The sequence below is a fragment of the Bowmanella yangjiangensis genome, assembly GCF_017255015.1.
Taxonomy (GTDB): Bacteria; Pseudomonadota; Gammaproteobacteria; order Enterobacterales; family Alteromonadaceae; genus Bowmanella; species Bowmanella yangjiangensis.
Map to the genome: position 1 here is coordinate 64728 of NZ_JAFKCS010000006.1, position 23195 is coordinate 87922.

The 23195-nt window shown below is 48.1% G+C and carries 20 protein-coding genes and 1 pseudogene; 4 read left to right on the forward strand and 17 right to left on the reverse strand.

Annotation, left to right across the window (positions count from 1 at the left end):
* Window positions 1-46: 46 nt before the first annotated feature.
* Both J0A65_RS08275 and J0A65_RS08280 read right to left on the reverse strand, forming a co-directional pair.
* Entirely contained in the window at window positions 47-1813 is a 1767-nt protein-coding gene (locus J0A65_RS08275; RefSeq protein ID WP_206593700.1) for a sodium:solute symporter family protein, read from the reverse strand.
* Window positions 1814-1818: 5 nt separating this feature from the next.
* Window positions 1819-2082 (reverse strand): DUF4212 domain-containing protein, encoded by a 264-nt coding sequence (locus tag J0A65_RS08280; RefSeq protein ID WP_206593701.1) that lies wholly within the window; start codon window positions 2080-2082, stop codon window positions 1819-1821.
* Between the two features lie 395 nt (window positions 2083-2477).
* Here J0A65_RS08280 and J0A65_RS08285 point away from each other — a divergent pair, with 395 nt between their 5' ends.
* A complete protein-coding gene (locus J0A65_RS08285; RefSeq protein ID WP_206593702.1) occupies window positions 2478-5870 on the forward strand; it encodes a hybrid sensor histidine kinase/response regulator in 3393 nt (1130 codons plus the stop codon).
* Here J0A65_RS08285 and J0A65_RS08290 read toward each other — a convergent pair.
* On the reverse strand, window positions 5867-6073 hold the full coding sequence (locus tag J0A65_RS08290) for a DUF2061 domain-containing protein (RefSeq protein WP_206593703.1): 207 nt from the start codon (window positions 6071-6073) through the stop codon (window positions 5867-5869). The two genes, J0A65_RS08285 and J0A65_RS08290, sit on opposite strands and share 4 nt — an antisense overlap.
* Window positions 6074-6330: 257 nt before the next feature.
* Here J0A65_RS08290 and J0A65_RS08295 point away from each other — a divergent pair, with 257 nt between their 5' ends.
* A complete protein-coding gene (locus J0A65_RS08295; protein ID WP_206593704.1) occupies window positions 6331-8574 on the forward strand; it encodes a TonB-dependent receptor in 2244 nt (747 codons plus the stop codon).
* Window positions 8575-8660: 86 nt separating this feature from the next.
* On the opposite strand, the gene J0A65_RS08300 is transcribed toward J0A65_RS08295, so the two are convergent.
* From J0A65_RS08300 to J0A65_RS08320, 5 genes are all read right to left on the reverse strand, one after another.
* Window positions 8661-9068 carry a GFA family protein gene (locus J0A65_RS08300; protein WP_232849817.1) on the reverse strand — a complete coding sequence of 136 codons (408 nt, stop codon included), beginning with the start codon at window positions 9066-9068 and terminating at the stop codon, window positions 8661-8663.
* 143 nt (window positions 9069-9211) lie between these two features.
* Window positions 9212-9637, reverse strand: a complete 426-nt coding sequence (locus tag J0A65_RS08305; RefSeq protein ID WP_232849818.1) for a GNAT family N-acetyltransferase — start codon at window positions 9635-9637, stop codon at window positions 9212-9214.
* 110 nt (window positions 9638-9747) lie between these two features.
* Window positions 9748-10128, reverse strand: a complete 381-nt coding sequence (locus J0A65_RS08310) for a hypothetical protein (RefSeq protein WP_206593705.1) — start codon at window positions 10126-10128, stop codon at window positions 9748-9750.
* 124 nt (window positions 10129-10252) lie between these two features.
* Window positions 10253-10522 carry a hypothetical protein gene (locus tag J0A65_RS08315; protein WP_206593706.1) on the reverse strand — a complete coding sequence of 90 codons (270 nt, stop codon included), beginning with the start codon at window positions 10520-10522 and terminating at the stop codon, window positions 10253-10255.
* Between the two features lie 179 nt (window positions 10523-10701).
* Window positions 10702-11133: a GNAT family N-acetyltransferase gene (locus J0A65_RS08320; protein WP_206593837.1), complete on the reverse strand. Its 432-nt coding sequence runs from the start codon at window positions 11131-11133 to the stop codon at window positions 10702-10704.
* A 161-nt stretch (window positions 11134-11294) separates the two neighbouring features.
* On the opposite strand from J0A65_RS08320, the pseudogene J0A65_RS08325 reads away from it, so the two are divergent.
* Window positions 11295-11504: pseudogene (locus J0A65_RS08325) on the forward strand (IS110 family transposase); the annotation flags it as partial.
* A gap of 161 nt (window positions 11505-11665) precedes the next feature.
* Here the strand turns inward: J0A65_RS08325 and J0A65_RS08330 are convergent.
* From J0A65_RS08330 to J0A65_RS08355, 6 genes are all read right to left on the reverse strand, one after another.
* Window positions 11666-12064: a DUF4177 domain-containing protein gene (locus tag J0A65_RS08330; protein WP_206593708.1), complete on the reverse strand. Its 399-nt coding sequence runs from the start codon at window positions 12062-12064 to the stop codon at window positions 11666-11668.
* 204 nt (window positions 12065-12268) lie between these two features.
* On the reverse strand, window positions 12269-12766 hold the full coding sequence (locus tag J0A65_RS08335) for a hypothetical protein (RefSeq protein ID WP_232849819.1): 498 nt from the start codon (window positions 12764-12766) through the stop codon (window positions 12269-12271).
* A 3-nt stretch (window positions 12767-12769) separates the two neighbouring features.
* Window positions 12770-13189, reverse strand: a complete 420-nt coding sequence (locus J0A65_RS08340; protein ID WP_206593709.1) for a hypothetical protein — start codon at window positions 13187-13189, stop codon at window positions 12770-12772.
* A 97-nt stretch (window positions 13190-13286) separates the two neighbouring features.
* Entirely contained in the window at window positions 13287-13718 is a 432-nt protein-coding gene (locus J0A65_RS08345) for an Imm32 family immunity protein (RefSeq protein ID WP_206593710.1), read from the reverse strand.
* Window positions 13719-13830: 112 nt separating this feature from the next.
* Window positions 13831-14169: a hypothetical protein gene (locus J0A65_RS08350; RefSeq protein ID WP_206593711.1), complete on the reverse strand. Its 339-nt coding sequence runs from the start codon at window positions 14167-14169 to the stop codon at window positions 13831-13833.
* A gap of 107 nt (window positions 14170-14276) precedes the next feature.
* Window positions 14277-14693 (reverse strand): hypothetical protein, encoded by a 417-nt coding sequence (locus tag J0A65_RS08355; protein ID WP_206593712.1) that lies wholly within the window; start codon window positions 14691-14693, stop codon window positions 14277-14279.
* 352 nt (window positions 14694-15045) lie between these two features.
* On the opposite strand from J0A65_RS08355, the gene J0A65_RS08360 reads away from it, so the two are divergent.
* Entirely contained in the window at window positions 15046-16068 is a 1023-nt protein-coding gene (locus J0A65_RS08360; RefSeq protein WP_206593713.1) for an integron integrase, read from the forward strand.
* Here the strand turns inward: J0A65_RS08360 and J0A65_RS08365 are convergent.
* The 3 genes from J0A65_RS08365 to J0A65_RS08375 form a co-directional block, all read right to left on the reverse strand.
* The gene (locus J0A65_RS08365) at window positions 16057-20529 is read right to left on the reverse strand and encodes a PAS domain S-box protein (RefSeq protein ID WP_206593714.1); all 4473 of its coding nucleotides are present in this window, start codon (window positions 20527-20529) and stop codon (window positions 16057-16059) included. The genes J0A65_RS08360 and J0A65_RS08365 overlap by 12 nt on opposite strands.
* Before the next feature lie 181 nt (window positions 20530-20710).
* Window positions 20711-22231: a S10 family peptidase gene (locus J0A65_RS08370; protein ID WP_206593715.1), complete on the reverse strand. Its 1521-nt coding sequence runs from the start codon at window positions 22229-22231 to the stop codon at window positions 20711-20713.
* A 153-nt stretch (window positions 22232-22384) separates the two neighbouring features.
* Window positions 22385-23173 (reverse strand): hypothetical protein, encoded by a 789-nt coding sequence (locus J0A65_RS08375; protein ID WP_206593716.1) that lies wholly within the window; start codon window positions 23171-23173, stop codon window positions 22385-22387.
* Window positions 23174-23195: the final 22 nt, after the last annotated feature.

Here is a 23195-nt window from a genome sequence, read left to right on the forward strand (position 1 = left end):
CAGCCCGCCTAACTACTTTATGTCGAATATCCGTTTCGAGGAAACCTTAGTGGTCGACCGCAGTACCCGCTCCTCTTGGGTAGCGTACGCTTTCAACCAGTTCCTGGATACTTTCTGGTGGCTCTTCTGTGACCGCAGACACTGCGAAGGCGACCGCAAAGTTAATTACCGCACCTATTGCACCGAAGGACAAGGGTGAGATACCCAGAATCCAGTTATCCGGGGTGTTCGACATGGAGTTGGTGCCAGGAATGAAGAACCAGCCCAGGTACAAGAAGATATACACCAGGGTAGAAATCAAACCTGCCAGCATGCCACAAATCACACCTTTGTTATTGATGCGCTTGGAGAAGATACCCATCATCAAAGCAGGGAAGATTGACGCCGCCGCGATACCGAAGGCCAGTGCCACCACCTGCGCAGCAAAGCCGGGCGGATTCATGCCCAGATAGGTTGCCACTACAATGGCCACCGCCATGGAGATACGGGCGGCAAGCAACTCATTCTTCTCACTGATTTGCGGATTTATCGAGCCTTTTATCAGGTCATGACTGACCGCCGAGGATATCGCCAGCAGCAAACCTGCAGCCGTCGACAGTGCCGCTGCCAAGCCACCCGCAGCAATCAGACCTATAACCCAGCCAGGCAAATTAGCAATCTCAGGGTTTGCCAGTACCAGGATGTCGTTGTTAACTGTCAGTTCATTACCTTTCCAGCCGCGGGACTCAGCCGTTGCAGCAAAAGCAGGAGACTCTTTATACATCTGGATGCGACCGTCACCGTTTTTGTCTTCAAACTTGATCAGGCCAGTTTGCTCCCAGGTTTGGATCCAGTTTGGACGCTCATCATATTGAATGGCATCAGCGGTTGGTCCAGCCGGATAAATAGTGTTTAGCAGGTTCAGACGCGCCATAGAAGCAACAGCAGGTGCAGTCAGATACAGCAAAGCGATAAACACCAACGCCCATCCTGCTGACCAACGTGCATCAGCAACCTTAGGTACGGTGAAGAAACGAATAATAACGTGTGGCAGACCTGCAGTACCGATCATCAGCGACAGAGTGAACAGCACCATGTTCAGCTTATTGGACACATCGGCGGTGTAATCGGTAAAGCCCAAGTCACGCACAACCATGTCCAGCTTAGCCAGCAAAGGCATGCCGGATTCAGTATGTTCAGAGAACAGGCCCAGAGCCGGGATTGGATTACCGGTTAACTGCAAAGAGATAAATACCGCAGGAATAGTGTAGGCAATAATCAGCACCACATACTGTGCAACCTGAGTGTAAGTGATACCTTTCATACCGCCCAATACGGCATACAGGAACACCACCACAGCGGCAATCATCAGACCTGTGCTGCTATCCACTTCCAGGAAGCGGCTAAACGCCACGCCGGCACCTGTCATCTGACCGATAACATAAGTAACCGAGGCAATGATCAAGCAGGCTACCGCCACCAAACGGGCACCCGAGCTGTAAAAACGATCGCCGATGAAATCCGGTACAGTAAATTTACCGAATTTTCTCAGGTAAGGTGCAAGCAACATGGCCAACAATACATAACCACCTGTCCATCCCATCAGGAAGGTAGAGTTTGCATAGCCACCAGCAGCGATAAGACCCGCCATAGAAATGAACGATGCCGCAGACATCCAGTCAGCGGCCGTTGCCATGCCGTTCATTACCGGGTGTACGCCACCACCAGCTACATAGAAATCTCGCGTCGATCCGGCCCTGGCCCAAATGGCAATGCCAATATAGAGGGCAAAGGACGCACCAACAAAGATAAGGTTAATTGCAAACTGACTCATTTGCCCTACTCCTCGTGTACGCCGTATTTATTATCCAGCTGATTCATTCTCCAGGCATAGAAAAAGATCAACGCAATGAAAGTCAGGATTGACCCTTGCTGGGCAAACCAGAAACCGAGATCCGTGCCGCCGACACTAATACCTGACAGCATAGGGCGCAGCAAAATTCCGAATCCATAGGACGCCAGTGCCCATACAACCAGGCAGCCGGCGATCAAACGTAAGTTAGCTTGCCAATAGGCTTCAGCCATCTTCTTGTCGTCCGCCATTTGTTTACTCCTATCGTTCTTGTTGTAAAACAGTTGTTAATTTAGCAGTGTCACCTGCCCCTGGTAGCCCGACTTTAGTCGAACCCCTGGTATTAATACGGTTCAGTTTGTACGGCTATAAGATCGGATACAGACCTCGGGGAATAGCCAGCTATCCCTGGCCAGATGCGGTAAACAAAGCGACGGACTGGCTTTTAGGGAAGATGCGAGCAGCAGGTTTAGCCGCTCAACAAGGTAAAGATTCTGTTAAAAAATATCGAAAAAACTTAGACCATGGTCGTAGCCCATATTTAATGCCGGGTTAGCACAATCGACCTTGGTCGAATATGCCGGAAAAAAAATGGTGGTCCGTGCTAGAGTAGGCGCAAGGAAATGGACGACGATGTAACCTGCCCATGACAATTTTTTGGATCCTTGCTGCACTGGCCTATGTTGGGCTGCTGTTCTGGCTGGCTCAAAAAGGTGACAAGTCCGGCTCCAAAGCCAATAGCCTGGCACGCCAACCTGTAATTTACAGCCTGGCGTTGGGTATCTATTGCACGTCATGGACCTACTATGGTGCAGTCGGTCAGGCTGCCAAATCCCAGTGGCAGTATCTACCCATCTTGCTCGGGCCTATCCTGCTGTTTTTGTTCGGCTATCCCATGCTGCAAAAGATGCTGCTGGTGAGCAAGAAACAAAATATCACCTCGGTGTCTGACTTTATTTCCTCTCGCTACGGCAAAAAGCGCAGCATTGCTGTATTGGTCACCTTGTTAATGACGCTAGCCACTATTCCTTATATTGCCCTGCAACTTAAGGCGGTGGACGCCAGTTTCAGCGTGTTTGCGGGATTTAATGCGCAATCCGGGGGGGATTACAAAGCCCTGGTTGCCACGCTAATTATGGCGGTATTTGCGGTTATTTTCGGCACCCGTCACTCAGATATTACTCAATACCGTTCTGGTTTGATGCTGGCCATTGGTGCCGAATCTCTGGTCAAATTGTTTGGCCTTTGCTGCGCCGCCCTGTTCGCCTTCGGTTTACTAACTAGCCCTGAAATCTCCACCCAGGCAGTACAAAAACAATTAGAAGGGTGGCAAGACTGGCAAGGGTCGGCCTTCGACTTTCTGGTGCAAGCTGCTATGGCCGCGGCGGCCATATTTTGTTTGCCTCGTCAGTTCCACGTCATGATCGTCGACAACCATAAGATGTCGCATATGGCCATGGCCCGCTGGCTGTTTCCGCTCTATCTGTTGTTAACCGCAGTGGCCATTGTGCCGGTCGCGATAACCGGTAATCTGCTGTTTGCTGGCAGTGGCGTGGATCAAGACACCTTTTTGATGCAATTGCCATTGTCGCAGGGGCAACATTTACTCAGCCTGCTTATCTTTTTGGGCGGCATCTCTGCCGCTACCGCCATGATAGTGGTATCCAGTCTGGCCCTTTCCACTATGCTGACCAACGATGTAATTGTGCCATTGCTGCTGCGCAATCAACCACAGCGCTGGCTGAAAGATAAAACCTATAAACAGAAATTGCTGAACATTCGTCGTTTAGTGATTTTCCTGATCCTGCTGATGGCCTATGTGTACTTCAGCAGTTGGGCCGACCAAAGCGCGCTGGCCAGCATGGGCTTATTAGCCTTTTCTTTGGTGGTGCAGTTGATGCCAGCCATCTTAGGCGGCCTGTATTGGCGGCAGGGCCATGCCAGCGGTGTGCTGGCCGGATTGGCCCTGGGCATAGGCTGCTGGGTATTGTTCGTGATGTTCCCGCTGGCCGAGCAACATGCTGATAACAGCGTCAGTATTATCACTCAGGGCGTTGTTATTAGTTGGATGGCAAACCTGGCTGGCTACCTGCTGTTTTCATTAAGTGCAGGACACAGTTTACTCGAGCGTATGCAGGCCAGTGCCTTTGTTACGCCTAACGCCCTGACACCGGCAACCCGCAGGGTTACCGCACAAAGCAAAATCCGGGTAGCGGATTTACAGGAACTGCTCAATACTTTTATCGGACACAACAGAACGGCACAACTGATGGAACGCTACGCCAGGGAGCATCAGGAGCCTCTCGACGGGGGCAGTCTGCCCAGTGACGACTTTATTCAGTTCTGTGAACGCTCCTTATCCGGGGTATTGGGCGGCAGTTCCGCGCGTACCTTGATTAAAGTGCTGGTATCCGGTCAGCAAATGGATGTAGAAGAGGTTTTCAACTTCTTTGAAGATACCACCGAAGCCCTTAAAACTAACCAAGCCATCCTCTTTTCCAGTATTGAAAACATTAGCCAGGGGATCAGTGTGGTGGACCGCGATCTTAAACTGGTTGCCTGGAACAAAGCCTATTTAGATCTGTTTAACTACCCTCCGGGTATGGTGGAAATTGGTCAGCCCATTGAAAATCTGGTGCGCTTTAATGCCGTTAATGGTGAATGTGGACCGGGGGATGTTGAAGAGCTAGTGTGCAAGCGTATTGACCATATGCAGCAAGGCTCACCGCACCGCTTTATTCGACGCCGTTCCGATGGACGGGTGATTGAGATGAATGGTAACCCATTACCTAATGGTGGCTTTGTTACCAGTTTCAACGATATTACCGAGCACGTTGAAATCCAAAAGGCGTTGGAAGACGCCAATATCGACCTGGAAAAACGCATAGACCACCGTACTCGTCAGATCCGCGAAATCAATGCAGAGCTAACTCAGGCCAAGCAAGTGGCCGAACAGGCTAATCAGTCTAAAACCCGTTTTTTGGCCCTGGCCAGTCACGATATTCTGCAACCGCTCAATGCGGCACGATTGTATTTGTCTTCTTTGGATGAAGAACAGCTTTCTGATCACAATCAGCAAATAGTGCATAAGCTCAGTACCTCACTGACCTCCAGTGAACAGCTTATTTCCACCTTGCTGGAGATAGCCAAGCTGGAACAAGGTGCACTCACGCCTACTCTATCGCATATCAGCATGATGGATTTAATCCGGCCACTGGAGCAGGAATTCCGCATGCAAGCCGAGCTGAATCAGGTGACCCTGACTATTCGGGCTTGTCCTATGGTGGTATATAGCGACCCGACCTACCTGCGGCGCATTCTGCAGAATCTGATATCCAATGCCATCAAATACAGCCCCAACGGCCAAGTATTGGTAGGCTGTCGTAAGCGCGGTGAAAATCTGCTTATCCAGGTGTGGGACACCGGCTTTGGCATTAACGAAACCGAACAGGCCGATGTATTCTCTGATTTTTATCGGGCGCACCGCGGCGAAGTCAAAGGGGTTGGGTTAGGTTTAAGTGTGGTGAAGAAAATGAGCGAGCAGCTTAACCACCCGATTCAACTTCGCTCGGAACCTGGCAAAGGCAGCTGTTTCAGTGTGACTGTGCCACTTGGCAACAGCATGATGCTGAAAAATCAAAGCCCGGTCGATACCAGCAAGCAGCAATTTACCGGCACCATGGCGCTGTGTGTAGATGACAACCCAACCAATCTGGATGCCCTGCAAACCTTGTTAGGTAAATGGGGATGCCAGGGTGAATACTTGCAATCCGTTAACGACGCGCTGGATCATGCGCACAGCCACCAGGCGCCAGATGTGCTGATTATCGATTACCAACTTGATGATGACAGGACAGATGGCTTGGCCTTGATAGAGAAACTTCGCCATCGTTGGCAAAGCCCCCTGCCCGCCTTGTTGGTTACCGCAGCGAAAGATGAGAGTTTGAAAATAAGAGCGCAGAACATGGGCGTAAGCTTCTTGGCCAAACCCATTAAGCCTGCCGCTTTAAAAGCCTGGCTGGAACATCATAAGCATTAGACAACTAGTTGCTGCATCCGGCCTTGACTGCGTTTGGCCTCAATCCGATGCCAGACTTTCTCATGGAAATAAAAGGCCAGGGTGTTGACTGCTGGCTCTACCAATGCCACCAAACCACCTACCAACACATCTCCGGTCAGCAGGTAAGTGATAGTAAAGGCTATCCCGAAATGAAGGACGGCAAATGTAACGGTTTTACGCATTGATTGTTCCCATAGTCCGATTCAGGGTTTAAGCTTACCCGGCTTTTTAAAAAGCAAAAATCAATTAAATAAAAAAACTTAATCTAATAAAATGATTGGGACTTTATAAATAGCTCCGGTTCCTAATATAAACCTGAGTAGTAAAGGACGTTTCATGCCGATCCTGTGCAATGACATTGCGCTACGGCATTTTTAGGCTAAGAAATAATAAGCGGCATTTTTAAATGCCTACAGACGCACACTAACGAGTACACACAATGAAAACCATGAATAAAGCCTTGGTAGGCCTGGCTGTACAGGCTGCCCTGCTCTCCGCACCTTTGATGGCCCAGGAACAAAGCGCCAAAAAAGAAACCAATACACTGGAAAAAATTGAAGTCACCGCGCAAAAGCGTACCCAAAGCATTCAGGAAGTTCCTATCTCCATTGCAGCGCTAAGTGGCGAAAGATTACAGGCAATATTCTCAGCCGGTGATGACGTGCAGGCACTGGCCAATCGGATCCCCGGTTTGTACGCGGAGTCCTCTAATGGTCGTGTAGCGCCACGTTTTTATATTCGCGGCCTGGGCAACTCCGATTTCGACCTGGCCGCCTCCCAGCCAGTTTCGATTATCATGGACGATGTGGTAATGGAAAACGTGATCCTGAAAAGCTTCCCACTGTTTGACGTACAGCGGGTAGAAGTGATCCGTGGCCCGCAAGGCAGTTTATTCGGCCGCAACACCACAGCCGGTATTGTTAAGTTTGATACGGCTAAACCCGGTCAGAGCTTCGATGCCTTTGTCAAAGCCGCTGGTGGTACCTACGGTACAATGAACTTCGAAGGTGCTGTGGGTAATGCCATTAACGATGAGTGGTCATTTCGCCTATCTGGCCTATCGCAAAACCGTGATGACTGGGTAGCTAACGATTTCACCGGCGAAGAAGATGCTATGGGTGGCCATCATGAAAATGCCGGACGCCTGCAACTTCTGTATGAAAACAATGACTTTAGTGCCCTGCTAAACCTGCACACCCGAGACTTAGACGGTACCGCCTCGATATTCCGCGCCAATGCGGTCAGCACCGGCAGTAACGACCTGAACAGCAGCTATGATAGAGACCGCGTGTCCTACGACAAAGGCGATAATAATTTCCAGAAATACCGTAGCCACGGCGCATCGTTAAAGCTTGAAAAAGGCTTCGACGGCTTCAGTCTTACCTCTATAACGGCCTATGAAACAGCTGATGGCCGCGGTAAAGCTGACGTAGACGGCGGCGTCGCAGGTGTGGGTCCTGGCCTTATCCCCTTTGATGCTGTCACCGAAGACCAGCTTAACGATCTCAAACAATTTACCCAAGAGCTACGCGTCGCCAGTGAGGGAACCCGGGGTTACGATTGGCAGTTTGGCGCCTTCTTCTTTGACTCCTCCTTTGGTGTTACCAGTATCGACGGTCTTTATGGTGCCTCCACTGTCTACCACGACAACTACACCTGGGCAGTATTTGGCCAGGGCTCCTATGACCTTTCAGAGCAGCTAAGCCTGACCGGTGGCTTACGTTATACCTACGATGAGAAAGACTTTCGCGTAGGTGCCCAAAATGTGGGTGGAGCCTGTTTGTTCCTGGATTTTAATGGCGATGGCATCACTGAATGTCAAATTCAGGACTATGACGACATCAATGTGGACGATGGCCAGCTCAGTTGGGAACTTGCCCTGAACTATAACCTGACCAACAGCACCAGCCTGTTCAGCAGGCTTGCCAGTGGCTTCAGGGCGCAAACTATTCAAGGCCGAAACGTAGCTTTTGAAGGGGCACCTACCACAGCGGATGCTGAGACCATCACTTCCTTCGAAGTGGGTATGAAATCGGATTTACTCGACAACACCCTGCGTTTAAATGTGGCGCTGTTCTACTATGAAATTGATGATATTCAAATATCTGCTATCGGTGGTGAAGCTCAGGGCAACAGCTTACTGAATGCCGACAGTGGCGAAGGCAAAGGCTTTGAAATTGACCTGGAATATTTGGCCACTGACAATCTGACCCTGACCGCAGGTTATGGCTACAGCGATACCGAATTACAGGATGATGACCAAACTGTGGCCCCCTGTGGTGGCGCAGGTCAATGTACCGTGCTGGATCCTATGGTGAATGGCCAGGCACTGATTGACGGCAACCCTTTCCCGCAATCGCCTAAACAGATTGTTAACTTTACCGCTCGCTATGCTGTGCCAATGGGTGATGACGGCGAGTTTTTTGTCTTCACTGACTGGGCATTCCAGGGTAAGACCAACCTGTTCCTTTATGACGCAGTGGAATTCCGTACCAAGGACAACTTCGAGGGCGGTCTGCGTATTGGCTATGAGAATTTCAGTCACGATTTCACCGTGGCGCTGTTCGGACGCAATATTACCGATGAAGACAATATCAAAGGTGCTGTGGACTTTAACAACAACACCGTATTTGTGAACGAACCCCGTATTGTCGGTGTTGAGTTTAAAATGAACTTCTATTGATAGACGGCAATTAACCTGCCTGAACTAAAAAGCCATTCAGAACACTGAATGGCTTTTTAGTTATTCGCTCTTAAGGCATTCAAAAATCAAGGCTCCCGCCCCTCTTTAAACACAGGAACATCGCCATATAACTCACACCAAACGGCCTTATACTTGGTATAAATTTGTGCATCAATCCGAACTGGAATCTCGTCATCAAAAGCAGCAATGGCCAGCTCCATTTGGTTGCGCGGCATATCCTTTGCCCTAAACCCCAGGCTGGAACCACAATAACCACAAAAACTACGCACCGTACCATTGGGCGCAGCATACTCCCTTAACTGAGATTCACCTGACAACCAGGTTAAGTCCTGTACACCTACCAAAGTACCGAAGGCGGCACCATGAAACTTGCGGCACATACTGCAGTGGCAGTTAGCCGCTTGCTGGCTAAAACCACTGACGGAAAAACGCACCTCACCGCATAAACAGGAGCCGCTGTAACGGTTTTTCATTGTCTGTCATCTCTATGGTAAGGCATTGAGGAACCCCCGGCGCTTTGCTTAGGGGCACAAATACATGGGCTAAAACGAGGAGCAGAGCGACGCAGCCCATGTTTTTGTGTCCCAGCGAGCCTGCAGGCAACTACAGCAGATTGTTAGATACCAACGTCCAAGTAGTACCTGAACGAAGACTTGATAAAACCAACGCGCTCATAGTATGCCTGTGTTGCTTCGCGAGCTAAAGATGTGGTTACTTCTAACTGCGCACAGGAAAGCTTCTTTGCTTGACCTAGCGCATGGTTAATTAATTTTTTCCCGACGCCGGTACTTCTAGCATGTTCATCTACAACCAGCGCGGTTATACGACAATTACGCTTTTGAAGAGGAAAATAGAAAAAATAAATAAGTGACATAAAGCCGACTACCTCGCCATGATTTATTGCAACAAATAAATCTGAATTAGCATCTGGCGTGTCAATGGCTGAGATTATTTCTGCAACCTCGCATTGATATCCAAGTTGCTGTAGCAGAATCTGGATACTACCTGCGTGTGCAGAACTTGCTGTTAAAATGTCTACCAATGCTATTCCTCAGGTAATCTAACGCCTGGCTTTGTGGCTGACTTGTAGCCGCGCAGCGGCGGAAAGGCCGTCCCAGCCCAGAAGGGACGATAACAGCCGATTGTTATGCATTACTGGTGCCTCTTGAGCACCGCGCTTTTGGGTGCATAGTGTTCACCTCTCGGCGGCACAAGTATTTCCCAGTGAAGCTCTTCACCATTTAGAGTGAGACTGGCTTCACCAAACACAGAACTGTAGTTAGTTTTGAACTTAAAAGCCTCGCCATTAATTCTGGTAAAAAATGGTGTCGCTGACTTAGGTGAGCAATCAACTCTACGTCCAGACATAGCAACCGCACAATAAGTACCATTGTAACCATGAGCAGATTTGTTGAGTACTATTGAAAAAGTTCTCTCGTCATTGTTACTCTGCCATACCCAAAGAGAGCCATCTTCCCCTGCATGGGAAAAATGGGACAAAAACATTAAAGCTAAAAGTATATATTTATTCATGACTTCACAATTGCATAACGCCCACCTTTGGGGCAGATTGAGAGGGCTATACTTGCGCGAAGCGCCAAGCCGGCGAAAATTTGTCCCAGCAAGTTTACGAGCAACAACAGGTGCTTGTTAGGCTTTATTTGCACCGAAACTCCAGAGACACATTGCCGGGTTTGGCAAAACCGGAGTCGGTTATATCAAGTTTTACCGTTTCAACCTTCTGATCTGTCTTTGAACAAAATGCGTTGGCCTCTTTATACACATCAGCTTTGACTCCATCTGGAGGTCCAAAACCAACTTGAGCACTCCTTTGGGCAATCATGAAAACACTATCATCCATTGGAACTACACCTGTGCTGCTACATGCAGTTAATAAAAGAACTGAGAGAGCGAAAATATATCTCATAGTTACTCCTTGAAGCCTAACGCCCGCCACAAACGCGAGCACCTTGTTACGAGTCGAGCGTCCAACGGGCGCGTTTTTGATGGCGTTTGTTATGTGATTTTTTTCACCAGATACGGAAACGCCCAAAATTATTAGCTTTGGGCGTTTCTTCTAGCAAACTGGTTACGACAAACCGAGCTTTAAAGTGTCATATGCAGAATCGGAAAAGGTTTTCCCATATCATCAAGTGGTGAGCGAGAAACAACTTTAAAACCCATATGCTCGTAAAAACCTACTGCTTGTGGATTTTGTTCGTTTACATCGACTTTGGTTGCACCTAGCTGCGTTATTGCGTATTGCAGTAGCACCTTACCAATACCTTGCCCTCTCGCCTCGTTTAAGATGAACAGCATTTCAACCTTTGAATCGTGGATACCCACGAAACCTAAAATTGAACCACTTTCATTTTTCACACATCTTAACGTGACAGCAGGAAAAGCCTGCTCAATGATAATTGGTTTAAAAAACTCAATATCTTCTTCTGTTATGAAGTCATGAGTTGCTCGGACTGAATTTTCCCAAACATTAAGCATTTCTGCGTAATTTTCAGGAAGCACATTCTCTACAATCATCGCGTTTTCTCTGAAATTGACTGAAAGTGATGTGCAGCCGCGAGAACGCATTTTAACCGCTTTTAATCGGGAATGTCTATCAATCACATAACGAATGATATGGACTCCCCCTTCCCGGAGTTTTGCCAAACTTATATGGCAACCATTGAGGAGAACTGCCCATGTCTGATTTCAACTATTTCTATGGCATTGATTTAGCCAAACTGAGTTTCAGTATCCACGGCCAAGACCGCCATGGCAAGCCACTGATTCACAAAACAGTGAGCCGTACCAAGTTGTTGAAGAAAATGGCAAATCTGCCTGTTGGTCTGGTAGGGTTAGAAGCCTGTTGTGCCGCCCACTACTGGGCCATGGAATTAAAAAAGCTGGGGAGAAGGTCAATTCGAAGTTTTGCTTGGTTATTTTTGTTCGAACTTTTAAGAAAACCTCCATGTTGATAAGTATGTATAACGCAAAGATTTGGGGCGGCTGAAGCGCAGCGTAGGCCGCCCCAGCCACGACAGTAGCTACAACAGCAACTTGTTAGAGCTCTTCATACCGCCTGTCGTTCTAAAATAACCACCATAGAGTCCGATTCACCAAACCCCGATGCAGGAATCACTATTTGCTTTAATTGCCAGCCTTGTTGACCTTCCGCGTTTAATAGTGATTCGACGTCTGGAGTGCCAGATTTAAAGAATCGAAGCTTGAAAGGTAGCTCTACTGTTTTATATTCATATTTACTCACTGTCTCGATTTCCTCATATTCTAAACTGGTAATATCAATGTTAAACGTAGCTGCCAATGCCTTTTTAGTTTCCAAAGAAGCATTTGCTTCACTTTCTACCCTTTGAATGGTTCTTTGGCTTAACCCAGATGCAATAGCTAACTGTTCTTGCGTCCATGCTTTGAGCATTCTGTTTTGAATAACTAAAGCAGCATTAATTTTCACTATTGATTCCTGTTTCCATTGAATACGAAAGATAGTCGAATATTTTTTGTATCTTTCATACGACAAAGCGCCGACAGTTAACCGCCAAAATAACGACTGACGTTAACGAGAGTTCTAACGCTCGCAGCACAGGCCGAAACCCGCGTAGCGGTTGAGGTCCAGGCCACACAGTGGCCGATTGTGACTGCGCTTGTTATACATTTGCTAGCTGAACCTAATCGGTGCGGGAGTAACATACTCAGAGTCTTTGAAGAACCCTTTACAAGTTAAACAAGACCAACCTTTAGGCCCAGATCCCTGCAGCCTAATCATTTTCTCATTATTATCGTAACAAGTTGGGCAAAATGGACCTTCCATTTCAGCATCAGACTGCATCATGTAATAAGGTTTGACCCATTTTACTGATACCCTTTGATTCAGTTTATCCTTAAGCTGATTCATTTCTGTCTGTAGCTCCGCAAGCTCAATCTTCGCATCAGCAAGGCTGCTGATTAAATTTGCTATCTGTAACTTTACTTCGGCTTGCTCCAACGAAGCGCCACTATCTTTGATAAGCTTTGCAATCTCCGTTGCTGTTTTTATGCTAGCTAGAGCTGCTCCAATAGATGCTATATCTGGCATGATTTTTCCCTTTTTGTATAACGCCCTAATAATGGGCAAATAATTGTTGGCTAAAATAGCGACGAAGGAGCAAATAGCCAACTGTTATTTGTCCTTATTAATTAGTTTGTTAGGTACACTTTGCACCCAGCGATTATTAACATACTTTATAGCAACGATAATCAGCAGTGACACTAGACCACCGTAATAAAATGATTGGAAAGGTGCCTCTGCAAGTATTTCTAATAATTGACCACCAAACCTAATGTGTTCAGCACTACCTAGAAAGCCAAATATTAACAACCCGGGAATGTAATGGTATTTAGATTTAGGCCCTAAATAGTAACCAACTAAAACAAAGACTAAGCCAGCAAATAAATTAGGCCATTGACCGCACACGTAAGAAGAATTGTCAGGAAAACACGCATCGAAAGCAGGGCTTGGAAACCAGAAAACGATAAAGAGAGCTATACAAAGCGCAGCTATGCTTCTTCCGATGTTTGCAAATATGCTCAACTTATCCATGTGTACCTAACGCCCGGCTTTGGGGCGGGCTTGTAGCCGCGCAGCGGCGGAAAGACCGTCCCAGCGCCGAAGGCGCGACAACAGCCGCTTGTTAGCCCTACAACTGAGGGTCTTGCGAAGACGGATCAAAGTTATCTCCTTGCACGGTATATTCTATGCCGTAGTCCGTGGAAAAAGCCTCTTTGGGTACGCTGCTCGTCGAACCGACCTTAGAGCTGAAAACTTTACTTTGAAAGAAGTGAGCAAAGTTTCGGAGTTGCTCTGGCGTACCACCTATACCTCGCTCGTCAAGAGAGAAAGAATCTAGTGCCGTTAATGTTAAATACCAATGTGGCAATAAATGCTCATGATCACCATACTCTCGATTTTCGTCAGCGAACTTTTTGATCAAATCGCAAAGTTTGAGCAGTCCATTTTTTGAGCCGTGAAGTTCCCACTTCTTTTCATCCTCGTGAGACACATAATAAAACCCCAACTCGCGCCATTCCGCTCGGGTTAAATCTGCTGCTTTTCCAGATAGTTTATCCATAGTCTCAAAAGGGCTAACGCCCGCATAAATTGCGGATAACGCTTGACTAAATTGCGCGAAGAATGAGCGTCAGCCAAGCGTTAGACGTCCATTTTGATGCGATTGTTATATTTTACAAATCACCACCACATAAAGCGGTATCAGGCCTAACGTCAGCGTAACCACAGATAACAAAAAACTCTTTGTTTACTTCGGCATCACCATAATCACGTACTTTTAATTGACGCTCTGCATTCGCCGAGTATTCTGGTGTTGGCGTAAATTCGATTTGCTGTTTTTTATAAGGATCTTCAACCCTAGCAAGGCGTATATTTATTACAGTTTTATTTTCATCCAATGTGATACCGTATATGAGCCCATATGTTAGCAACGGTTTAGATTGTTTTTGTTCTGTTGATGCACAAGCAGCAAGGACAAACACCACTGCAGCTACAATACAATTTTTAAACACGATATTCTCCGTAAAATATAACGCTCGCAGCACAGGCCGAAACCCGCGTAGCGGTTGAGGTCCAGGCCACACAGTGGCCGATTGTGACTGCGCTTGTTATACATTTGCTAGCTGAACCTAATCGGTGCGGGAGTAACATACTCAGAGTCTTTGAAGAACCCTTTACAAGTTAAACAAGACCAACCTTTAGGCCCAGATCCCTGCAGCCTAATCATTTTCTCATTATTATCGTAACAAGTTGGGCAAAATGGACCTTCCATTTCAGCATCAGACTGCATCATGTAATAAGGTTTGACCCATTTTACTGATACCCTTTGATTCAGTTTATCCTTAAGCTGATTCATTTCTGTCTGTAGCTCCGCAAGCTCAATCTTCGCATCAGCAAGGCTGCTGATTAAATTTGCTATCTGTAACTTTACTTCGGCTTGCTCCAACGAAGCGCCACTATCTTTGATAAGCTTTGCAATCTCCGTTGCTGTTTTTATGCTAGCTAGAGCTGCTCCAATAGATGCTATATCTGGCATGATTTTTCCCTTTTTGTATAACAGCTTACTATATTGAATTCGCGATAATGTTCACATCTGCTTAGGGTGCTTTGCTCTGTAATCTTCACCGTAATCCCTTATTTTCAAGAAGTTAACGCGATATTTGACGACTTCGCGCGTGGCGCGTTTGGGGGGAAAGTAAGAATGCAGTGTAAACGAGGTCTCGATAAACACACAACAATTTAACTTTCTTAATGTTTTTCAAAAGCTTGCACTCTCCCATCATGGTGAAAGTAAGAATGAGTTCACGATAATGTGCCGATTCATTGGCAGAAACTCGACTTTCACATTATAACTGTATGCATATACATATCTTGTTTGGGAGGCGATGATGGGTGGCTCACCTTTTATGGAATCCTTGCGCAAAGAATTACGTACCCGTCACTACAGTCTTCGCACTGAAAAGTGCTATATGTACTGGGTGCGCAGTTTGATCCGGTTCAATGGCATGCTTCACCCGGAACAAATGAACAACACGCATATTGAGCTTTTCTTAAATCACCTGGCCTTAGATAAAGCTGTTAGCCCTGCCACACAAAATTTGGCGCTTTGCGCCATTGTTTTTATGTATCGCCACCTTTTGCACAGAGAATTGGTTGGGCTTGAGTATGGTTACGCCAGAGCACCCCGCAACCTGCCAACGGTGTTAAGCCCGCAAGAAGTACAACGCATATTGTCGGTTATGCAAGGCCAAACCAGATTGATTACAGCACTACTCTATGGCGCAGGTTTACGCATTAACGAGGCACTGCGAATGAGGGTAAAAGATATTAACTTCTTTGATCATTCCTTGTTTGTTTTCCGGGGAAAAGGCAGTAAAGACAGATACACTCTACTTCCTCAGGGTTTACATTCTGACCTGCAGGCACAGATTCAACACGCTCAGTACATACACAAGGCAGATTTAGCTGAAGGCTTTGGCACAACTTCTGTCCCCCCGTCACTGCATAGAAAATACGGCAACACCCTTAAAGATTTTTCATGGCAGTATGTATTCCCTTCAGTCACACGTTGTCGGCATCCACATGACGGTTATATTTGCCGGCATCATTTGCATTCATCAAGTTACAGTAAAAATCTCCGCACAGCAGTCGTGCAAGCTCAAATTGGTAAACGAGTCACTGCGCATACCTTCAGACATTCGTTCGCCACACGCCTGCTTCAACAAGGCACGGATATTCGAACAGTACAGGAATTGCTTGGTCATACCGATTTAAGAACGACAGAAATCTATACCCATGTTGTTGGCAACAGAAGAGCTGGCACAATTAGCCCGCTCGACATCATTGCCATGCAGGAAGTAAGGGAGCCCGATGCACCTTTCACCTATCAGAAACAGCCCTTACCCATCTAAATGCGAGTAAATCACCCTTAGTGTCATCATCAATGAACGTTTTACGTTAGGCCAGAAGATAGAAATACTGTCCAGATGCCCCAGTTTCGCGGCGGCTTCCAGGCGACTGGTCAGGTCCATCAGTGGCTCTGAATTTATCTGTTCAGCCAACTTCACCAGTTGACGAGTGGCTTGCAGCATCAATCGGGTATCTTCCTCATTAATCGCTGCATCGGCCTGGTTTGTGGCACTCTCCAGCGCCTGCATTAACTGATTAAGCGCCCCAGCCAGAGAACCGGTATGGGGATTTTTTTGTAAGTAAGGCAGCAAATCAAACCATACCTTGGGATTATCTGGTATGGGCTGCTCGGCAAAAGCGGGTTTGGCCTTTTGCGGCTGTTCAGCTTGCTCGACCCTGGCTTGTTGCAGCTCTTGCTGATGCGCTTCAACCAGCGCCTGTTCCTGCTCCGCCAGTTTCTGTTGGCTGCTGTGCAGGGCTTTTTGTGCATCCTGCAACGCCGACTCTTTATCGTCCAACTGTGCCCTGCTTTGCTCAAGTTCCTGTTCCAAGGCCTGCATGCGGCTGCTCAGATCGGACTGGCTACTGCTCTGATCATTCAACTGGCGACGGCTCTGCTCGTACTCTTTTTGCACGGACTGCAACTGCGAGGTTAACGCACTTTGCGCATCCTCCAATTTTTGAATATTGCTCTCGCTGTCTTTGAGAATTTGTTGCTGGGCCTGCAATTGCTGCTGCAAGCTGGCTTCCTGAGCCTCCTGCTGCTGGAGCTTTTTCTTCAGGGCCTCGGCATCCCGTCTGGATTGATTTAGCTCTTCCAGCAATTTCTGCTCGCCAGACTGGGTTTTCTGCACCTGGCTCTCGGCTTGCTGCAATTCAGACAATTTGCCTTTTAACTGGCTTTCCATTTCCTGGTTTTGCTTACGCGCCTGTTCCAAAGCTTGCTGTAATTGCTGCTTTTGCTCATCCATTTCGGCCTGATGCTGACGCCACTGCTCGTCGCTACCTTCCATCAATTCTTTTTGACGGCTGGCACGGCTTTCCACATCCTGAAGTTCCACTTTAAGCTGGTCCAGCTTCATTTGCTGTTCCTGGCGCTGCTGCTTCTCATCGTCCGCCTGGCGCTGATACTCGTTCAGACGTTCCTGGGTCTGCTGCAATTGCTGCTGCTTGGCAACCAGTTCATCCTGCATAGCCTGTTGCTTGGCCTGCCACTGCTCATCACTTTGTGACATCTGCGATTGCTGCTCGACAGCACGTTGTTCCACCTCAGCAAGCTCACTCTTCAATTTGTCGTAGATTTCCTGTTGACGGGCTTTCTCGGCTTTTTCTGCTTCAGTTTGCTGTTTAGCATCTTGCAGTATCTGCTCGGTTTGCTGTAACTGGCGCTGTTTATCGGCCAGTTCCTGCTGCAGGGCTGCTTGTTTATTCAGCCACTCCTGTTCAACCGACGCCACCTGTTGCTGCTGCTCGGCGGCACGCTGTTCCATTTCACTCAGTTCTTGCTGCAACTTGGTCAGGTGTTCCTGTTGCTGCTGCTTTTCGGCTTTTTCTTGTTCAGACTGGCGGCGGGTTTCATCCAGTGCCTTCTGAGTGTCCTGCAATTGCTGATGCTTGGCCTGCAGCTCCTGCTGCAATAGCTTGTGCTGCTCTTCGAGATCATCGCGCTGCTGCGAAGACATCTCTTCGACTTTTTGCATCTCGTATTGCAGGTGTTCAATCTGTCGGGCTTTGTTGCTCAGCTCGGATTGTGCCAGACGGCAACGCTGCTCTACTTCACGGTGCAACTGTTGGGCCTGTTCACTGGCTTTACGCTGATTAGCCAACTGGGTACGTAAGGATTCACTGGCTTCTGCGGAACTAAGCAGTTGCGATTGCAGGGTGTTGATTTGCCCACTGACGTCCTCAATTTGCTTGTCTTTGCTCTGTATTGAGCTCTTAAGGCTGCTATTCTGCTCAATAAGTTGTTGCATCTTCTGTGCTTGGGCATCCTGCTCTTCACGCAATTTCTGACCCGCTTCTTCACTTTCCTGCAACTGTTGCTGGGTACGGCGGTACTGACGCTCACTGTGCTGCAAGGCATCCGCAATCTGGTTGCGTTGTTTCTCCAGCGCGCCGACTTTGGTACTAAATTGCTGTAATTGGGTTTCCAGTTCGGCATTATTCTGCTGGCTATCCGCCAATTGCTTACAGCTGTCAGTGTATTCCTGCTGCAGTTCCTGCAAATGCGCCGTAACGTCCTGGTGAGCCTGCTCCAGATCTTCTATTTTGTTCTGCTGCTCGGACAGGCTTTCTTCGGCGCGCTGTAACTTGCTTTCTGCATCCACCAGACTTTTGGCTTTGCTGGCCAATTGGTCCTGACTGTTTTGCAGCAATTGCTGCTGCTCTGCCATTTGCCGCTCGGCGGCCTGGCGCAGATTAATGGCTTCCAGACGCTCGGCGGCCGCCTGATTAATGGCTCGCATATCCATCCAGATACAGAGTACGGATTCCAATACCCCGCCTTTAAACATCGGCACATAAGTGGCCTGGCAGGGTAGCGCTTCGTTACCATGCTGGTGCTGCCACACCAGCGATAAGGCTTTGCCGTCTGTGCGCAGTTGCTGGAATTTGTGTTTTAGCTTTTCTGCTGAGTCAGTATCCGGGTTCAGTCCTTCTGAATAAGGGAAGAAGCCAAACAATTTTTGCTCATCCTCAATACCGAAAAACTCGCAAGCCGCTGGATTCAGGCGGGTAAAACCACTGTCAGACAGCACCGCCATGGCCAGGCTACTATGCGACAACAAGCTGTCGAACTTATCTTGCTGAAAGGCCTTCTCACTCATGTCGGCAATCCAGCACAAGTACTGCCCCTCACCTATGGCATGCACATGCAATTCACTGGGATGCACTTTGCCATGCTTGTCTTTGAGGCTGACATGCAAGGCGCTAAGTTTACCCTGTTGTAACTGTTTGGCCGCTCTGGCCGCTTGGCCCGGCTCCGCGAACAACTGATAAAGCGACATTTTATTCAGCTCAAGTTCGCTATAACCAAAACGCTCCAGCATAGGTTGATTGGCCTGACGCAGATGTTCCTCGGCGTCCATCAGCACAATGCCAAGGGGTGAAGCATTCATAAAGCGGTCGAACTGTTGTTGCTTGTCTCTGAGATCTGCCTGTATGCCTCTCAGTTCAGACATATCCTCAATCTGCCCAAGGGTACCACGCCTGTTGCCTTCACCATCTTTCAGTGGCTGCAAACGAAAACGCAGAGGGCGTAAACTGCCGTCCTTAAATGCCAGGTTAAACTCACGGCCCTGTCCGGCCAGAGAAGACATAGCCAGATCGCCGGATTGATGCAAGCTACAAATAGCATCATCAAAGAGCCCGACCAGCTCCACCGTTTTGCCCTGCAATTGCATCATGCTGACGCCAAACAAGCGCTGAAATGCCAGGTTGCAGTCAACAAACTCGCCCTGGGCATTTAACAAATACAGAGGTTGGCTACTGGCAGTTAACAGCGACTTAAACTGACTTTGTGATGCATCCAGATTACGCTTGGCTTGGCTAATATCGGTGAGGTCTTGTAACTGACACTGCACCAATTGCGGCTTGTTGCCGTCATCACGTTGGACTATGCGGCCCAACATTCTGACAGGCTTTGGCCCCTGCGGGGTTTCCAGACTGCCGGTTAACTCCAGCTCGTTGTTATCAATACTGTGCTCAATGGCCAGCATCCAGTTAGCCCAGTCACTGCTGAGCACCTTGTTTTTAAACCCATCCAGGCTGCACTCTGCCTGTGTCAGGCCAAGCCAGCTTTGCAGTAGTGGATCCGAAATGGCCTGCTTGTCTTTGAGATTTAAACTTAGCTGCGCCAAACCGGCCTGACCTCGCAGACCATCAAAACACGCCACCTCATCCTGTAATTCGGTGATCTGCTGCTGATAACTGCTGATGTCCTGCAAAGTGACGAGCATGGCGAGCTCATCTTTGGGTTTGCTCAGAGGGTGAGCACTCAACAAAATGTGTCGCTCAGCCTTGGGGCTAAACCACTGCACTTTGCAATCAACCAAACTGGAAAGCGCACTAATTAATCGCTCCCCCGCTTCCCCCTGCACCCAACGACTAAGGGCGGTGCCAGTTAGCGAATCAGCCTTACCACCTAACCAATAGGCGGCGATACGGTTTACATACAGCACATTGCCTTGGCTATCCAGATGCAACATGCCAAGGTTAAAGCCATCCAACAAGGCTTGCTTGTTGTTGATCTGCGCGGTTTGTTCAGCGATCTCGGTTTGTTGTTGGGCAACCCGACGACGAGCCAACAGCCAGGCTCCGGCCATGGTCAGTGCAACTACTAACACAACAACAAGAAGAATCTGGGTGATCTGAGGATCCAACATGGTCGCCGACTCCGATGTGGCGTAAGAAAATGGGCTGAACAAGGCAAGCCATAGCATTTTACGAACTGATGTTAAGTACATAAATCGTCCAGGCATGCCGGACCGTCCTCGTCTGAATGAGAGCGCTACAGCTTACAATGTAGCAAATCTGTGACAAAGGACTGTAATGGCGTTTTGTATATGTTCATTTATACCTATTATTCATACACATGCAATAAAGCACGGCTTGCGTATAAAAAAGCCCCGATTATCGGGGCTTTTTTTATCGAGGATAGCGAGCGGATTGCTGGCCCGGTAATGCCGAGCGGATAAACTCTCGCAAGTCCTGATTAGAGGCTTTTAAGTCTTCACGGCGCAAGTACATCATATGCCCACTGCGATAGCCCTTGAAGCTCAATCGTTCTTTCATCTTACCGCTGGGGTCCAGATGCCACATATTGTACTTGGCATCAAAATAATTGGTGGCACCATCGTAATAGCCGGATTGGATCAACACTTTCAGATAAGGGTTCTGTGCCATGGCCAAACGCAGGTTCTCACCGGTCTTGTTATCACTGCGATCCCAGGGATGTACCGGACCGAACATGTTGTATTTAATGTCGGTTTTATAGTTCAGCTCTTCACGCAGGTAATAATTGATGGCCGGAGTAAAGGAATGCAACCAGGACGTCAGCTCTGCCCAGTAATCCGGCTTATCACCCACGTCCTTTTCATCTATGCCCAGGTAGCGGCTGTCCAAACGCCCCACTGTCTTGCCCTCGTCGCGCAGCAGTTCTTTCCAGTAGAATGCCGTACTGACATCCAGGTTGCTTTGCGCTATGACCTGGGGATTTAAGCCCGAATAACGCGCCATCTGAGCAATAACGGCCTGTTTCTCTGCCGCATCAATAAAGCTGCCTTTGCTAAGCGCAGGGATCAGCTTATTCAAGGTAAATTCTTCCACTTGCGGTAGCAGCGCATCCAAATCCAGTGCCTGCAGCTCTTTATCCAGTTTGCCATGATGCCAGGCGGTCGCAGCAAAATAGGGTAAACGGTTCGCCGCCTTCACCGGGCCGTCACGTTCAATACCAATATCCGTAGGCGACACCAAAATCACCCCATTTAAATACATCCACTGGTTATTTTGCAGAGCCAGCGCCAGGCCGGACACCCGAGTGGTACCATAGCTCTCGCCAATCAGGAATTTGGGCGATAACCAGCGGTTGTTGCGGGTAACAAAGGTATTCACCCACTCAGCCAGGTATTTGATGTCGGCATTAACCCCAAAAAACTGCTCTTTTTGCTTATCTTTGGCGGGCATTTTGCCATCAGTGTCTTTCAGTACGCGGCTGTAACCGGTGTTCACTGGATTCACAAACACAATATCCGCCACATCCAGGATCGAATAGGGGTTTGTATCTATGCCATAAGGCTGGACCGGGTAGCCTTCGTCATCAATTTTCAAAATACGCGGACCGGTGTAGGCAATATGCATCCATACCGACGCTGAGCCGGGGCCACCATTAAAGGAAATCACTAAAGGCCGGGATGCCTGGTCTTTAACATCGGTGCGTTGATAGTAAGTGTAAAACAAGGTGGCAATAGCTTTGCCTTCGTCATCCCACACAGGCTGAGTGCCGGTTGTGGCTGAGTAAGCCACCCGTTGCCCTTCAATCTGGGTTTTATGTTCGGTGACCACTTTGTGGTCAACTTCAATTTCACGGTTATTGGCTTGTGCCAACTGACTGAAGATCAGGGTGCAGAGCAGTATGGCCGGTGTTGCTAGTTTTCTGGTTGCTAACATAATTTTTCTTATTGCTATTTAGTAAGGGCAACTTGCCCTGGTTAACGCAGGTGAAAATGCCGCACACCTGCAGGATAAACTCATCCTAACAAGCAATACGGCATATGTCGGTGGAATTGGCCGCAATACCAATGCGACCTGTCTTAGTCTGACTTAGAAATCTTCCATTACCGGCATTTGCATCTCCTGGTAGCCATCAGGTATAGCAAACACTCCTTTCGGTGCCGACTTTTGTGCAAAGCTTAGCGTGCTAATCTCGGTTTCGCCGTCTTCGTAATCTTTGATCTGCACCGGCAACAACTTTTTGTCCAATAAGTGTTGGTTCAGCATCATCTCGTCGTTATCGCCCATTTGACTGGCAAATTCGCGCATTTTATTTAAAAAGCCAATTAAGGTCGCGAAGTCATCGTCGGCGATATCTACATCCTTAACGCTGACCACACAGGCCTCGCTGACCAGCTCGTCGCCCCGGTTCAGGGTAATCCATTTACAGCTTTGACCATTAATTTTGTCTGACTTGCCGGTTTCGTTAAGGCTCACTTCTTGGTTAGATTTGGCACCGGGCATAAAGCCGCCCATCATCTCACGCATCTGTGCCTTTTCTTCTTCGCTCATACCTTGCATCTGCTGTTCCATCATGCTTTGCATTTGCTGCTGCATCTGGCCTATACCTTCGGCCATCTTTTGCATTTGCTCAGAATTCACATGCACATATTGCTGCTCGTCATGATTTAACGCGACAGCCAGATTCTTCTTAGTATCAAATATAAAATCTGCCTGTCCCTGCGCATTTACCGCCACAGTCTTTCCATCTGCCACATAGATTTTGGTGGTTTCAGTGCCATCCATGTCCTGGCTAACGACAGTGATCATGCTATCGGCGTTGGCGCCCAAACTGACAAGGCCCATTACCGCCAGAGCAAGTAGAGATTTGGTTTTCATCGTTTCTTCCTTTTTGATGCGA

What these genes read in the sequence shown, in the direction of transcription:
- J0A65_RS08275 (WP_206593700.1), bottom strand. Translation starts at nt 1,813, where the DNA reads ATGAGTCAGTTTGCAATTAACCTTATCTTTGTTGGTGCGTCCTTTGCC.
- J0A65_RS08280 (WP_206593701.1), bottom strand. Translation starts at nt 2,082, where the DNA reads ATGGCGGACGACAAGAAGATGGCTGAAGCCTATTGGCAAGCTAACTTA.
- J0A65_RS08285 (WP_206593702.1), top strand. Translation starts at nt 2,478, where the DNA reads ATGACAATTTTTTGGATCCTTGCTGCACTGGCCTATGTTGGGCTGCTG.
- J0A65_RS08290 (WP_206593703.1), bottom strand. Translation starts at nt 6,073, where the DNA reads ATGCGTAAAACCGTTACATTTGCCGTCCTTCATTTCGGGATAGCCTTT.
- J0A65_RS08295 (WP_206593704.1), top strand. Translation starts at nt 6,331, where the DNA reads ATGAAAACCATGAATAAAGCCTTGGTAGGCCTGGCTGTACAGGCTGCC.
- J0A65_RS08300 (WP_232849817.1), bottom strand. Translation starts at nt 9,068, where the DNA reads ATGAAAAACCGTTACAGCGGCTCCTGTTTATGCGGTGAGGTGCGTTTT.
- J0A65_RS08310 (WP_206593705.1), bottom strand. Translation starts at nt 10,128, where the DNA reads ATGAATAAATATATACTTTTAGCTTTAATGTTTTTGTCCCATTTTTCC.
- J0A65_RS08315 (WP_206593706.1), bottom strand. Translation starts at nt 10,522, where the DNA reads ATGAGATATATTTTCGCTCTCTCAGTTCTTTTATTAACTGCATGTAGC.
- J0A65_RS08320 (WP_206593837.1), bottom strand. Translation starts at nt 11,133, where the DNA reads ATGATTGTAGAGAATGTGCTTCCTGAAAATTACGCAGAAATGCTTAAT.
- J0A65_RS08340 (WP_206593709.1), bottom strand. Translation starts at nt 13,189, where the DNA reads ATGGATAAGTTGAGCATATTTGCAAACATCGGAAGAAGCATAGCTGCG.
- J0A65_RS08345 (WP_206593710.1), bottom strand. Translation starts at nt 13,718, where the DNA reads ATGGATAAACTATCTGGAAAAGCAGCAGATTTAACCCGAGCGGAATGG.
- J0A65_RS08355 (WP_206593712.1), bottom strand. Translation starts at nt 14,693, where the DNA reads ATGCCAGATATAGCATCTATTGGAGCAGCTCTAGCTAGCATAAAAACA.
- J0A65_RS08360 (WP_206593713.1), top strand. Translation starts at nt 15,046, where the DNA reads ATGGGTGGCTCACCTTTTATGGAATCCTTGCGCAAAGAATTACGTACC.
- J0A65_RS08365 (WP_206593714.1), bottom strand. Translation starts at nt 20,529, where the DNA reads ATGTACTTAACATCAGTTCGTAAAATGCTATGGCTTGCCTTGTTCAGC.
- J0A65_RS08370 (WP_206593715.1), bottom strand. Translation starts at nt 22,231, where the DNA reads ATGTTAGCAACCAGAAAACTAGCAACACCGGCCATACTGCTCTGCACC.
- J0A65_RS08375 (WP_206593716.1), bottom strand. Translation starts at nt 23,173, where the DNA reads ATGAAAACCAAATCTCTACTTGCTCTGGCGGTAATGGGCCTTGTCAGT.